The following is a 13,615-nucleotide window of genomic DNA, read 5'->3' as shown; positions in this document are numbered from 1 at the left end:
GGGCCACTTGAACCCCGCCGACCTGCTCCAGCAGCTGACACCATCGCCGGCGATGCTGCTGCTGTTGACCGCCCTCATTGCCCTGCTGGAATCGCTGGCCCTGGTCGGGCTACTGGTCCCCGGCGTGGTGCTGATCACCGCCACCGCCTCTCTGGCCGGCCACCAGGCGCTATCGGTGCCCCTCATGCTGACCGCCGCCCTGTTCGGCGCGGTGATCGGCGACGCGCTCAGTTTCTGGCTCGGCTACACCCAGCGCGAACGCGCCACCCGGATGTGGCCGCTGTCACGCTATCCGGAATGGCTCGCCCAGGGCGCCCGCTTCTTTCACCGCCACGGCACGCTGTCGGTCTTCTTGGGGCGCTTCGTCGGCCCGGTGCGTCCGGTGATCCCGTTGATTGCCGGCATGCTGCACATGCCTCCGCGCCGCTTCCTCCTCACCAGCCTGGTATCGGCACTGCTCTGGGCCCCGGCCTACGTGTTGCCGGGCTACCTGCTGGGCCGCACCTGGCAACGGCTGCCAGGCCTCCCCGAATCGCTGCACCCCTGGCTCGCGGGGCTCGGCGGGCTGGTCGTGATGCTCGCGTTGATCTTCTCCTGGCTGCGCCACCAGACGCATCATGACGGCCTGATCTATCGCGCCGTGGCAGGGCTCTTGAGCCGCCACCCCCACGGCCGGCGAGTCTGGCGGGCGCTGGCCCGCGCCCGAGGACGCGAGGCGCCGCTCGGCACCTGGCTGCTGCTATTGACCTCGCTCACCGCCCTTTCGGCCTGGACCCTGGTGATCCTCCAGCAGGGCGGCCCACTCCCCATGGATCAACGGCTCGACGCCCTGATGGACGGCCTGGCGATCCCCGGGCTCAATGTCGTCGCCGAGGGCATGGCGCGGATCGGCGACGCCTATGGCGTCGTGGCCCTGGTGCTGCCCTGGGCGCTGTGGTGGCTGATCCGTGGGCGCCTCGACGTGCTCGCCCATGTCGCCGGAGGCCTGGCCGGCATCGCCGCGCTCAACACCCTCGGCAAGAGCCTCATCGCCCGCGTCCGGCCGGATACACCGCTCCACCTGGCCGACTCCTTCGCCTACCCCAGCGCCCATACCTCCACCGCCGTGGTGCTATACGGCCTGGCCGCGGCCTTCATCGCTCGAGAGCTGCCGTTGCCGCGCCGCTTCTGGGCCTACTGGGGCGCCATCCTGGTCATCGTCCCCATGGCGCTGTCACGCCTGGTGCTCGGCGTTCACTGGTTGAGTGATCTGGTGGGAGGCGCCCTGCTGGGCCTGGTGGTGTGTACCCTGGTGCAGCTCGCCTGGCAGCGCCAGCCGCACCGCACCTTGCGCCCTTGCCCGTGGCCGGCGCTGGTCACGGCGTCATTGGCCCTCGGCGGCGCACGATTCATGTGGCTGGGGCCGGCGTAAGCTGCCATTCAGCGGCGCGAGACTGCCCGAAGCAAAGAAACCCCGAAGGCCGAGGCCGCCGGGGTTCCTTGTCGCTTGTCGCTACCCCAGCATCAACCACACCCCGACCCCGACCATCAGCGAGCCGGCCAGGCGGTTGAGCAGGCGCACCTTGTCCGCCTGGCCCAGCAGGTGGCGCAGGGTCTGGCCGCCGCTGGCATAGGCCAGCAACGCGGCGAACTCGAGGCTCAGGATGATCGCCACCATCGCCAGGAGCTGTGGCGCGAGGGGCCGAGTGGCATCCAAGAATGGCGGCAACAGCGCCACGAAGAAGGCCCAGCCCTTGGGATTGGCCACCGCGGTGACCAGGCCCTGCATCGCCAGCTCGCCGCGCCCCGCCTGGGCCTTGGCCTCGAGGCTCTCGGGAATCGCCATGCGCCCTCGGGAGCGCCACATCATCACCCCGAGATACACCAGATAGACGCCGCCCAGGCTCTTGAACACCGCGAACAACGCCGGCTGGCGCAGCATCAGCGCGGCCACCCCGGCACCGGCCGCCACGGCCACCAGCCCGACGCCGACCAGCTCGCCGAGCATCATCCACAGCGCCCGCCGCACGCCCTGTGTCATGCCCAGCACCATGGCCAGGGTCATGCACATGCCCGGCGTCAACGACACCAGCAGGAAGGTCGGCACGAACACCGACAGCAGCGAGAGCGAGATCATGGAAGACACCTCCTTGTCATCGAGGCTCGCCGAGCAGCGAGCCACCGTTAGCACCGGCCGACGGCGTCCTGGCCCGGCCTATTCGCCCCAGCGCGGCATCAGCCGATGCTCGATGCCGAGCTGATTGAGGATGCGTGCGACGATGAAGTCGACCAGCTCCTCCACCGCCGCCGGCCGATGATAGAACCCCGGCGCCGCCGGCATCATGACCGCGCCCATACGGGTCAGCGACAGCATGTGTTCCAGGTGGATGGCCGATAGCGGCGTCTCGCGCGGCACCAGGATCAGTTGCCGGCGTTCCTTGAGCGCCACGTCGGCGGCGCGTTCGATCAAGTTGTTGCTGGCCCCGCAGGCCACCGCGGAGAGCGTACCCGTGGAGCAGGGGCAGACCACCATCGCCGAGCTGGCGCCGGAGCCGGAGGCCACCGGCGCCATCCAGTCCTCGCGACCGAAGCAGCGGATCTGCCCCGCTGCCGCACCCGCGCGCTCGGTGAGCGCCTCGGCCAGCCGCTCGGGCCGGGCCGGCAGGTCGCTGTCGGTCTCGGTGGCGATCACCAGATGCGCGGCCTTGGAGATCATCACCCAGACCTCGTGATTCGCCGCCACCAGCGCCTCGATCAGGCGCAGTCCGTACTGGGCGCCCGAGGCGCCGGTCAGCGCCACGGTCACCGGCGCCGCGAAGCGCGTCGTGTCATTATCGGTCGCCATGCGCCACCTCCAGGGCGGTGAGCAGTTTCTCGTGGATACCGCCGAAGCCGCCGTTGGACATCACCACCAGGCGATCCCCCGGGCGCGCCTCGGCGACCAGCGCCGCCACCAGGGCGTCGATATCGTCGCACACCCCGCCCGGCCGGCCGCTGGCCTCGACCACTGGCGAAAGCGTCCAGTCGAGCCCCGGCGGTTGGTACCAATAGACGGCATCGGCATCGGCCACGCTTTCGGCCAGCCGCTCACGCAGGCTACCCAGGCGCATGGTGTTGGAACGCGGCTCGATCACCGCCAGCAGGCGCCCTTCCCGGCCAGCGGCGCGCAGCCCGCCGAGTGTCGCGGCGATGGCCGTCGGGTGATGGGCGAAGTCGTCGATCACCTGGATGCCCGCCACCTCGCCGCGCACCTCCTGGCGACGACGTGGGGTCTCGAAGCGCGCCAGTGCGGCGCAGCTCGCGGCCAGGTCGACGCCGCAGGCCTCGGCGACGGCCAGCGCCGCCAGGGCATTGCGGGCGTTGTAGACGCCGCTCAGCGACCAATCGACCACCGCCTCCCCTTCACCGGCCTCGCCACGATGCACGACCCGGAAACGGCTGGCGTCGGCACGCTCCAGCTCGAGTCGCCAAGCGCTTTGCGGCGCATCGCCGAAGCGTTCCAACGGCGTCCAACGCCCCTGCTCCAGCACCCGCTCCAGCGCCGGTTCACCATCGGCCACCAGCAGCAGCCCCTTGCCCGGCACGGTACGCACCAGGTGGTGGAACTGGCGCTCGATGGCGGCCAGATCGGGGAAGATATCGGCGTGGTCGAACTCCAGGTTGCTAAGCACCGCGATCTCGGGCCGGTAGTGGACGAACTTGGAACGCTTATCGAAGAAGGCGGTGTCATACTCGTCGGCCTCTACCACGAAGGGCGCACCGGGGTCGCCGAGGCGTGCCGAGACGCCGAAGTTGCGCGGCACCCCGCCGATCAAGAAGCCCGGCGCGAGGCCGGCGGCCTCCAGCAGCCAGGCGGTCAGGCTCGCCGTGGTGGTCTTTCCGTGGGTGCCCGCCACGGCGATCACGCGGCGCCCCGGCAGCACCTGCTCGGCCAGCCACTGCGGGCCGGAGACATAGGGCAACCCACGGTCGAGCACCGCCTCCACTTCGGGGTTGCCCCGTGACAGAGCGTTGCCGATCACCACCAGATCAGGCGCCGGCCCGAGGTTATCGGCCGAGTAGCCGTCGCACAGGACGATGCCGGCCTGCTCGAGCTGGGTGCTCATCGGCGGGTAGACACCGGCGTCCGAGCCGCTGACCCGATGCCCCGCCTCGCGGGCCAGCAGGGCCAAGCTGCCCATGAAGGTACCGCAGATACCGAGGATATGAAGGTGCATGAAAACTCCGCTGCCGAACGTCTGCTGCGCCGGGTCACCGGCGAAATGCGGCAGCCTAGCATGGTGCCTGATACCGCTCCAGCGCACGCCACCGCCCGGCGCGCATCGCCAATGGGATGCACCCCCCGGGGCGATGGGCTAGAATCGCGACTCTTCGGGATCCACCCGGGAAGGGCTCGCCGAGCCGCGGCCGCCTTCCCTCGACGCGACCAGCAACAGGATAGCTCCATGGCCCAGCATAACGCCTTCTACGCCCAGTCCGGCGGTGTCACCGCCGTGATCAACGCCAGTGCCTGCGGCGTCATCGAGGCCTGCCGTCGCCACTCCGACCGGATCGGCAAGGTCTATGCCGGCCACAACGGCATCATCGGCGCCCTCACCGAAGACCTGATCGATGTCAGCCAGGAGAGCGATGAGGCCATCGCGGCGCTGCGCCACACCCCCGCCGGGGCCTTCGGTTCCTGCCGCTACAAGCTCAAGGACATCGAGACCCACCGCGCCCAGTACGAGCGCCTGATCGAGGTCTTCAAGGCCCACGATATCCGTTACTTCTTCTATAACGGCGGCGGCGACAGTGCCGACACCTGCCTCAAGATCTCCCAGCTGTCCGAGAAGATGGGCTATCCACTGACCGCCATCCACGTGCCCAAGACCGTGGACAACGACCTGCCGATCACCGATAACTCCCCGGGCTTCGGCAGCGTGGCCAAGTATATCGCCACCTCGACGCTCGAGGCCTCGCTGGACATCGCCTCCATGTGCGCCACCTCCACCAAGGTGTTCGTGCTCGAGGTGATGGGCCGCCACGCCGGCTGGATCGCCGCCGCCGGCGCCCTGGCGGGCGAGCAGGAAGGCGACGCGCCGCACCTGGTGATCTTCCCCGAGCTGGCCTTCGATCGCGCCGCGGTCATGGCCCGGGTCGAGGAATCCGTCAATCAGTACGGCTACTGCGTGATCGTGGTCTCCGAGGGCGCCCGCTACGAGGACGGTACCTTCCTGGCCGACTCCGGCAACACCGATGCCTTCGGCCACCGCCAGCTCGGCGGCGTCGCGCCGACGCTGGCCGGCATGATCAAGCAAGACCTGGGCTACAAGTACCACTGGGCGGTCGCCGACTACCTGCAGCGTGCCGCGCGCCACCTGGCCTCCAGGACCGACGTGGAGCAGGCCTATGCGGTGGGCGAGAAGGCCGTGGAGCTCGCCGTGTCCGGCCAGAACGCCATGATGCCGGCGATCAAGCGCATCAATGACAGCCCCTACGAGTGGCGCATCGAGGCCGCCCCGCTGGCCGAGATCGCCAATCGCGAGAAGTTCATGCCACGCGATTTCATCCGCGAGGACGGCTTCGGCATCACCGAGGAATGCCGCCGCTACCTGGCGCCGCTGATCCTCGGCGAGGACTTCCCGCCCTTCGAGAACGGCCTGCCCAAGGTCGCGCGCCTGACCAAGCAGCGCGTCGAGCGCAAGCTGCCCGAGTTCAAGATCTAAGCGGCAGCGTGACACCGACCGACGCAAAAGAAGCCCCCGAAGGCTAGACCTTCGGGGGCTTCTTGTCGCTCGGCGCTCGGTTGCTTATCTCAACCACCAGCTCAGCACCAGCAACAGCAACAGCACGCCTGCCACCGCCTGCCAGACCCGTGTCGCCCCACTCTGGCGCCGCGGCGCCTCGTGCGCCTCCGGGCGCCGCATCTTCAGGGCATGCAGCAGCTCCGACAGCCGCCGGAAGCGCAGGGCCCGCTGGGGCGTGAGCGCACGCGCCAGCGCCTCGTCGAGGGCCGCCGGAACCTCCGGGTTGAGCGCCCGGGCGCTGCGATAGTGCATCCGTTCCAGGTCGGTATGACGCAACAGCTCCTTCACCGGCAGTTCATAGGGCAAGGCACCGGTCAGCAGCCAGTAGATCGTGGAGGCTAACGAGTACTGATCGCTGCGCCGACCGATCTCGTCATCCATGGCGTACTCCGGCGCGCTGTGCTCGGTGAGCCCCACCTGGCGCAACAGCCCGCGCGACCGGCGGTGACCATCCACGTCGCGCAGATGGCAGGCGCCGAAGTCGGTGAGCACCACCTGGCCATGGCGATCGATCAGCACGTTCTCGGGGTGAATCTGCTGATGCAGCACGTCGCGACGATGCAGCGCCTGAACCGCCTTGCCGAGCTGGGTGGCGATATCGAGCCGCTGCCCCAGGCTCGCCCGAGGGTGGCGACGCAGCCACTCCTGCAGCGTCATGCCATCCACGTAGGCCATCAAGTAATAGAGGTAGCGGTGCGGCCGCGAGGCCGTCATGGCCCGCACCACGAACGGCGAGCGCACCCGGTCGACGACCCAGCGCTGCAACAGGAAATGCTCGAGGTAAGCGTTGCGGCTAGACAACTCCGGGCTCGGCGCCTTCAACACCATCTCGCGCTCGGCGTGGGCCTCACGCACGCGATAGACCCGCGACTGGGCCGTACGCGACAGCACCTCGAGCACCTCGAACCCGTCCAGGCGCTCGCCCACGGCCAGCTCCGGGGGGATCGGTAGATCACCGTACGCGTGCTCCGGCTGATCGCTCTCGGCGTCGGGCAAGGCATCGATGCGCACCAGCTGGAAGCAGAACGGATCACCGCCGTAACCGCGTGCCCGGGCCCGCTCGCTGGCGGTCTCGGCCAGACGCTCGCAGGCCGCATGCAGATCGCTGGCATCCTCGCGAATCAACCCGACGTAGTCCGAGGGCATCAGCGTGCCCTGCACCGCCTGGGTGGTGAACAGGAAGATGTCGCCCTGCTTGAGCGGCATCTCCACATAGTCGATATCGAGGCTGGCATCCATGCCCAACGCCCGGGAAGGATAGCGGTAACCGCCGAGATCGGTGACGTGATCACGGCTGAGCTGCTCGAATTCGGCCCCGCGCAGGCGGAAGACCAGGGTATCGCCCATATGAAAGAGATGCGCCGCCTGCCCCTGGTAGACCATCGCCGACATCGAGCTCACGTAGCCGCCATCGCGCACCTGCCGGCTCTGGCCATAACACCAGCTGTTCAGGGCATGCAGCACCCGGTGCACCGAGGTCTTGGCGTCCCAGTGCTCGGGCGTCGAGTAGAAATCGGCCAGAAAGCCCTGCACGCTCAGATCGCCGGCCTGCTTGGCCAGCGGATTGCGGGATGTGGAATCGGTGATCAGCGCGCTGGCTCCCTTCGCCGTCAGCAGCGCCGCCTCATCGGGCACACACACCGACATCGAACTGCGATGCCGGCCGCGGTCCGGTACCACGAAGGCCTGGCCGAAACTCAATGACAATTGCGCGGGTGCCAAGACGATCTCCTTGTATGACAACGACTTCGAGACCGCAGGGCCTCCTTCCATCTGCGCGCATGATACACGGCCAGCCCTGCGCCTGGCTTTCCCTTCCGTTCATTGGCCCAGCCTCTCGCTGTCGCGCCGGCCGGCCTCGGCCCGGGTTGGTAATCGTCGGGGCGGACTCGTATAATTCGCCACATTTTCACCCGACGGCCATCCGCCAGAGAAGGACGCGCTCATGAACTTCGACAACATCCCCGCCGGCAAGGATCTGCCCAACGATCTCTACGTCGCCATCGAGATCCCGGCCAACCATACCCCGGTCAAGTACGAGATCGACAAGGACATGGAGGCCCTGCTGGTCGACCGCTTCATGGCCACGCCGATGTTCTACCCGGCCAACTACGGCTTCATTCCGCACACGCTGGCCGACGACGGCGACCCCCTGGACGCCCTGGTCGTGACCCCTTATCCGGTCCACCCCGGCAGCGTGATCCGTGCCCGCCCGGTCGGCATCCTCAACATGACCGACGAAGCCGGCGAAGACGCCAAGCTGGTCTGCGTGCCGCATCCGAAGCTGTCCAGCCTGTACGACGATGTCCAGGAAGTGACCGACCTGCCCGAACTGCTGCGCCAGCAGATCGCCCACTTCTTCGAGAACTACAAGGATCTCGAGAAGGGCAAGTGGGTCAAGGTGGAATCCTGGGAAGGCGTCGAGGCCGCCCGCAAGGCGATCGAGAAGGCCGTGGCAGCACACAAAAAGGCCTGATCGCCCCGCGCGTTCTCCCCTGCAAGGGGCCGCCCGGCGGGCGGCCCCTTCGTCGTTGCGGCGCGGCTCAGTGCGCGCCGTCGGCCTGAGAGGCCGTCAGGCTCTCCGCGTCATCCTCCGCCGCAGACGCATCGGCGGCGTCCTCTGCGGGCGGCTGCGTCGCACCCTCCACGGCAGCCTTGCCAGGCGTGTCGTCGGCAGCGGGCGTCGATACCCCGGATGCACCGCCCGCCTCCGCCAGCCCGGCGGACAGCTCGCGGCTCAGGTCGCGGGCACGCAGCACGTGATGCGCCATCGTCAGCGAATGATTGGCAAACGGCCCGAAGCCCGACCCATTGAGCACCACCGGGCTCCACAACCGGCGCTGGCTGAGCTCGAGCTCGGCGCTCAGGGCGTCCCAACGCACCGCGAGCCCTGCGGCCTCGATACGCGCGGCCTGATCGCGATGGATCGCCTCGAGCAGGCGATGCAGGGCCCAGGTCTGGCCACGCGCCTCGAAGAAGACGTTGTCGAGACGGTACCAGGGCGTCTTCTGCGCCCCGTCCTCTACATCGAGATCCAGCCCGGCCAGGGCCTCGGGGTTAGCGACGCTCGCCGAAAGGCGCCGCCCCATGTCGTCGAGCCTGCGCGCCACGCCTTCCAGCCAGGCCGCTAGCTCCCGCCCCTCGACGGCGACCCCGGACCCGCCGCCGAGCGACCGTCGGTAGCCCTGCAAGGCGCTCCGGGCCTGCTCGAGCCGGTGCTCGGTCGACGGGTAGACCCCGTCATCGCCGTCGCCCTCCAGCGCCGTGCGCGCGGCGTCGAGGGCCGAGGCGTCGCGACCCACAAGCGACTGGCTCAACCAGCGCGCCTGGTCGAGCACCCCAAGCTCCCAGGCCGGCATGTTGTCGAGCCACAACCCCGGCGGCGTCATATCGTTGCGCAGGTAGCCGCCCGGCTTGTCGAGCAGCGTGTCCACTAGCCCCGACAAACCATCCACGCTGGCCGCGCCCGGCGCGGCGTCGGCCTGCTGGGCCGCCTCCAGCGCCGGCGTGCGACTCCACCAGATGCCCAGCCCCACGGCCACCAGCAGATAGATGGCCAGCGCCACCAGCAACGGCTTCCAGATCCAACCGTATTGGGGGCGCTCCAGCGCCTCCTTCCTGCGGCGACGCCGTTCGGCCGCCTGTCGCGTCACTGCCATAATGGACTCCCTGATGATGAGGGCCCGGCATCTACCCGGGCTGCGATGTCGAGGCGCATCCACAGCCGCCCCACGCTACGTTATCCTGAACGCGCCCGACGCGGGCTAGACACCGGGCGTTTCCTGCATCAGAGCATAGCGCCCTATGCCGCGGAACCCCATGCCCCTTCGCCGGTCACACCCTCGCCGTCAATCTCACGAGAAAGGAAGCCCCGTGCTGTACGTTCGTCGCCTGTTATGCCTGCTCGCCCTGCTATGGATGCCACTGATCGCCCAAGCGCAGTGGTTCGATGACGACGGCGGATCCAGCGATTTCCTGCCCGTCGAGGAAGCCTTTCAACCCACCGCCTGGCACGACGGCGAGACGCTGAAGATCGGCATCGAGAGTGCCGAAGGCTACTATCTCTACCGCCACCGCTTCAGCGTCACAAGCGACACGCCGGGAGTCACCCTCGGTGAGCCGGACCTGCCGCCCGGCCTGGCCAAGACCGACGAGTTCCTCGGCGACGTGCGAGTCTTCTACGACCGACTCGTGTTCGCCGTACCGATCGAAGGCCAGCCCCAGGGGCCGCTCGAGTTGACGTTCGGTTTCCAGGGCTGTGCCGACGCCGGCCTCTGCTATCCGCCGGAGACCCTCTCGCTGCAGGCGCCCCAGGGCCAAGCCCCGGCCGCCTTCGCCGGCCTCGAGCGGGCATCGACCCCGACGGGCAAGCCGACCGCGCCCGATTCCACGACCGATTCCACGACCGATTCCACGACCGACTCCACGACCGACTCCACTACCCAGGCTGCGGCCGAATCGCCTGGCGATGTCACCCCCCAGGCGCCGACCAGCGAGGACGAGCGCTTCCGCGACCTGCTGCAGGATGCCAGCCTGCCACTGGTGCTGGGGCTGTTCTTCCTCGCCGGCCTGGGCCTGACCTTCACGCCCTGTGTACTGCCGATGATGCCGATCCTCTCCTCGATCATCGTCGGCCAACACCCCAGCCGCCCCCGCGCCTTCGCGCTCTCGCTGTCCTATGTGGCCGGCATGGCGCTGACCTATGCCGTCGTCGGCGTGCTGATGGGCAGCTTCGGTGCCGGGCTGAACCTTCAGGCACGGCTCCAGTCGGCGCCGGTGCTGATCGGCTTCGCGGCGCTATTCACGCTGTTCGCCCTGGTCATGTTCGGCGCCTTCGAGCTGCGCCTGTCGTCGCGCCTAACCGGACGCATCGAGGCCTGGCAGGACCGCGCCCAGTCGAGCGGCCCGGCCGGCCTGATGCTGGCCGGTGCACTCTCGGTGCTGGTGGTCTCGCCCTGCGTCTCGGCACCACTGGCCGGTGCCCTGGTGTTCATCTCCTCCACCGGCGATGCCCTGCTGGGCGGCGCCGCCCTGCTGGCCCTGGCGCTCGGCATGGGGGTGCCGCTGCTGCTGGTCGGCACCTTCGGCCCCACCCTACTGCCACGCACCGGCGCCTGGATGACCGGCATCAAGGCCGCCTTCGGCATCCTGCTGCTCGGGGTCGCCGTGTGGCTGATCGAGCGGCTGGTGCCGGGGCCAATCGCCCTGTTGCTGTGGGCCGCCCTGGCCATCGGCACGGCCCTGGCGCTCGGCGCCCTGAGCCTGAACACGCCCCAAGGCTGGCCGCGCGCCCGTCAGGCCACGGGCATCCTGCTGCTGGTGTGGGGCGTCGCCCTAGTGATCGGCGCCTCGCGAGGGGCCGAGGACCCTCTGCGCCCGCTGGCCCCGCAAGGCAACGGCGGAGCGCTCGCCGGCGCGAGCGCGCCCCAGCCGGTGCAGGTGGTGACCCGGCCCGACGAGCTCGACGCCGCCCTGGCCGCCGCCACCCAGCCGGTGTTCGTCGACATCACCGCCGAATGGTGCATCTCGTGCAAGATCATGAAGCGTGAGGTCTACCCCGCCCCGGCCGTCGCCGCGGCGCTCTCGGACTTCAAGCGCATCGAGGTCGACGTCACCGACAACAATGCCGCCAGCCAGGCCCTGCTCGAGCGCTATCAACTGTTCGGCCCCCCGAGCCTGCTATTCTTCGACGACGGCCGCGAACTTCGCCAGGCGCGCATCCAGGGCGAGGTCGACGCCGAGGCCCTGGCCCGTCATCTCGAGGGGGTCAAGGCCTCGCTCGACGCCGACCGCGCCCCGAGCTAGGGTAGATTGGCGAACGCCGTTCGGGCCGCTGGACATCGCCCATGAATTTCGGCAAACTCCGCCCACACCGCTTTTCGAGGCCAATAGAGGCGGCAAGAGACGATATCTTGTCGCGATCTATGACAAGTTAGCCGAGGTTGACTGCGTCGGCCGTTATCCCGAAATCACCATTGAGACGACGTCATATGGATATCCGCAAGGTCAAGAAGCTGATCGAGCTGCTGGAAGAGTCGAACATCAGCGAGATCGAGATCCAGGAAGGCGAGGAGTCGGTGCGCATCAGCCGCCACCCGAACGGCAGCGCTTACCCGCAGCCCCAGCCGCCAGCTCCCGCCTGGCCGGCCGGCGCCCCGGCTCAGCCCACCGCTCCGGCCCCGCAGGCCGCCTCCGCCGAGCCCGCCGCCGAACAGGCCCCGGCCTACCAGGGCCAGGAAGCGCTATCGCCGATGGTCGGCACCTTCTACCGTGCCCCGGCCCCGGGCGCCAAATCCTTCGCCGAAGTCGGTCAGCGCGTCAAGAAGGGTGAAACCATCTGCATCGTCGAGGCGATGAAGATGATGAACCAGATCGAAGCCGAACATGACGGCGTCATCGAGGCCTTCCTGGTCGAAGACGGCGAGCCGGTCGAATTCGAGCAGCCGATGGTCGTCATTTCCTGATCCCTTCACCCACCTGGCGGACCCCATCATGCTGGACAAGGTTCTCATCGCCAATCGCGGCGAGATCGCTCTGCGTATCCTACGCGCCTGCAAGGAACTCGGTATTCGCACGGTCGCGGTACACTCCAAGCCCGACCGCGACCTGATGCACGTGCGCCTGGCCGACGAGGCCGTATGCATCGGCCCCGCCTCCTCGGCGCAGTCCTATCTCAACATCCCGGCGCTGATCAGCGCCGCCGAGGTCACCGACTCGAGCGCCATCCACCCCGGCTACGGCTTCCTCTCCGAGAACGCCGACTTCGCCGAGCAGGTGGAACGCTCCGGCTTCACCTTCATCGGCCCCCGCGCCGAGACCATTCGCCTGATGGGCGACAAGGTCAGCGCCATCGAGGCCATGAAGAAGGCCGGCGTGCCGACCGTGCCGGGCTCCGACGGCCCACTGGGCGACGACGAAGGCGAGATACTGGCCACCGCGCGGCGCATCGGCTATCCGGTGATCATCAAGGCCGCCGCCGGCGGCGGCGGGCGCGGCATGCGCGTGGTACACGCCGAGGGCCACCTGCTCTCCGCGGTGACCGTGACCCGCACCGAGGCGCATTCGTCCTTCGGCGACGGCACCGTCTACATGGAGAAGTTCCTCGAGAACCCGCGCCACGTCGAGGTACAGGTACTGGCCGACGGCCAGGGCAACGCCATTCACCTGTATGACCGCGACTGCTCGCTGCAGCGCCGCCACCAGAAGGTGATCGAGGAAGCCCCGGCCCCGAACCTCGACCAGGACGCCCGCGCCGAGGTGTTCGATGCCTGCCGCGATGCCTGCGTCAAGATCGGCTATCGCGGCGCCGGCACCTTCGAGTTCCTGTACGAGAACGGCCAGTTCTTCTTCATCGAGATGAACACCCGCGTCCAGGTCGAGCATCCGGTCACCGAGATGGTCACCGGCGTCGATATCGTCCGCGAGCAGCTGCGCATCGCCTCGGGCCTGCCGCTGTCGGTCAGCCAGGACGAGATCGAACTCAGCGGCCACGCCTTCGAGTGCCGCATCAACGCCGAAGATTCTCGAACCTTCATGCCCTCCCCCGGCAAGGTCACCCTCTACCACCCGCCGGGTGGCATCGGGGTGCGCATGGACTCCCACGTCTACACCGGCTACTCGGTGCCGCCGCACTACGACTCCCTGATCGGCAAGCTGATCACCTGGGGCGTCGACCGCGAGACCGCGCTGACCCGCATGCGCAACGCCCTCGACGAGCTACTCGTCGAAGGCATCAAGACCAACACCGACCTGCACAAGGATCTGGTCCGCGACGGCTATTTCCAGCAGGGAGGCGTCAACATCCACTACCTGGAGAAGAAGCTCGGGCTCTAAGCCCGGCCGACACTCCT

11 protein-coding genes are annotated in these 13,615 nt (G+C 68.4%); 6 read left to right on the top strand and 5 right to left on the bottom strand.

Annotated elements, in window-relative coordinates:
- Nucleotides 1-7 precede the first annotated feature (7 nt).
- Nucleotides 8-1,411 (top strand): bifunctional DedA family/phosphatase PAP2 family protein, encoded by a 1,404-nt coding sequence (locus tag ETC07_RS06015; RefSeq protein WP_136247598.1) that lies wholly within the window; start codon nucleotides 8-10, stop codon nucleotides 1,409-1,411.
- Between the two features lie 81 nt (nucleotides 1,412-1,492).
- On the opposite strand, the gene ETC07_RS06010 is transcribed toward ETC07_RS06015, so the two are convergent.
- The 3 genes from ETC07_RS06010 to mpl all read right to left on the bottom strand — a co-directional run bounded on the left by ETC07_RS06010 (nucleotide 1,493) and on the right by mpl (nucleotide 4,196).
- A complete protein-coding gene (locus tag ETC07_RS06010) occupies nucleotides 1,493-2,116 on the bottom strand; it encodes a LysE family translocator (RefSeq protein WP_205742514.1) in 624 nt (207 codons plus the stop codon).
- 78 nt (nucleotides 2,117-2,194) lie between these two features.
- Nucleotides 2,195-2,824: a flavin prenyltransferase UbiX gene (locus ETC07_RS06005; RefSeq protein ID WP_136247597.1), complete on the bottom strand. Its 630-nt coding sequence runs from the start codon at nucleotides 2,822-2,824 to the stop codon at nucleotides 2,195-2,197.
- The gene (mpl, locus tag ETC07_RS06000) at nucleotides 2,811-4,196 is read right to left on the bottom strand and encodes a UDP-N-acetylmuramate:L-alanyl-gamma-D-glutamyl-meso-diaminopimelate ligase (protein WP_136247596.1); all 1,386 of its coding nucleotides are present in this window, start codon (nucleotides 4,194-4,196) and stop codon (nucleotides 2,811-2,813) included. The genes ETC07_RS06005 and mpl overlap by 14 nt, the downstream gene beginning before the upstream one ends.
- A 228-nt stretch (nucleotides 4,197-4,424) precedes the next feature.
- Between mpl and ETC07_RS05995 the strand changes: the two genes are divergently transcribed.
- Nucleotides 4,425-5,684, top strand: coding sequence for a 6-phosphofructokinase (locus tag ETC07_RS05995; protein ID WP_136247595.1), 1,260 nt, complete (start codon nucleotides 4,425-4,427; stop codon nucleotides 5,682-5,684).
- Between the two features lie 84 nt (nucleotides 5,685-5,768).
- On the opposite strand, the gene ETC07_RS05990 is transcribed toward ETC07_RS05995, so the two are convergent.
- Nucleotides 5,769-7,487: a bifunctional protein-serine/threonine kinase/phosphatase gene (locus ETC07_RS05990; protein WP_136247594.1), complete on the bottom strand. Its 1,719-nt coding sequence runs from the start codon at nucleotides 7,485-7,487 to the stop codon at nucleotides 5,769-5,771.
- A gap of 223 nt (nucleotides 7,488-7,710) precedes the next feature.
- Here ETC07_RS05990 and ppa point away from each other — a divergent pair, with 223 nt between their 5' ends.
- Nucleotides 7,711-8,241: an inorganic diphosphatase gene (gene ppa / locus ETC07_RS05985; RefSeq protein WP_136247593.1), complete on the top strand. Its 531-nt coding sequence runs from the start codon at nucleotides 7,711-7,713 to the stop codon at nucleotides 8,239-8,241.
- A gap of 67 nt (nucleotides 8,242-8,308) precedes the next feature.
- Here ppa and ETC07_RS05980 read toward each other — a convergent pair whose 3' ends face one another.
- A complete protein-coding gene (locus ETC07_RS05980; RefSeq protein ID WP_136247592.1) occupies nucleotides 8,309-9,424 on the bottom strand; it encodes a DUF2333 family protein in 1,116 nt (371 codons plus the stop codon).
- Nucleotides 9,425-9,638: 214 nt separating this feature from the next.
- Between ETC07_RS05980 and dsbD the strand changes: the two genes are divergently transcribed.
- From dsbD to accC, 3 genes are all read left to right on the top strand, one after another.
- Nucleotides 9,639-11,570, top strand: a complete 1,932-nt coding sequence (dsbD, locus tag ETC07_RS05975; protein WP_136247591.1) for a protein-disulfide reductase DsbD — start codon at nucleotides 9,639-9,641, stop codon at nucleotides 11,568-11,570.
- Nucleotides 11,571-11,755: 185 nt separating this feature from the next.
- A complete protein-coding gene (gene accB / locus ETC07_RS05970) occupies nucleotides 11,756-12,229 on the top strand; it encodes an acetyl-CoA carboxylase biotin carboxyl carrier protein (RefSeq protein WP_136247590.1) in 474 nt (157 codons plus the stop codon).
- A gap of 28 nt (nucleotides 12,230-12,257) precedes the next feature.
- Nucleotides 12,258-13,598 carry an acetyl-CoA carboxylase biotin carboxylase subunit gene (gene accC / locus ETC07_RS05965; RefSeq protein WP_136247589.1) on the top strand — a complete coding sequence of 447 codons (1,341 nt, stop codon included), beginning with the start codon at nucleotides 12,258-12,260 and terminating at the stop codon, nucleotides 13,596-13,598.
- The last annotated feature ends 17 nt before the right edge of the window (nucleotides 13,599-13,615 follow it).

The sequence above is a fragment of the Halomonas borealis genome, from assembly GCF_004798905.1.
Taxonomy (GTDB): Bacteria; Pseudomonadota; Gammaproteobacteria; order Pseudomonadales; family Halomonadaceae; genus Halomonas; species Halomonas borealis.
Note: the sequence above shows the minus strand (reverse complement) of the source record. Positions and strands in the feature narration are given on the sequence as shown.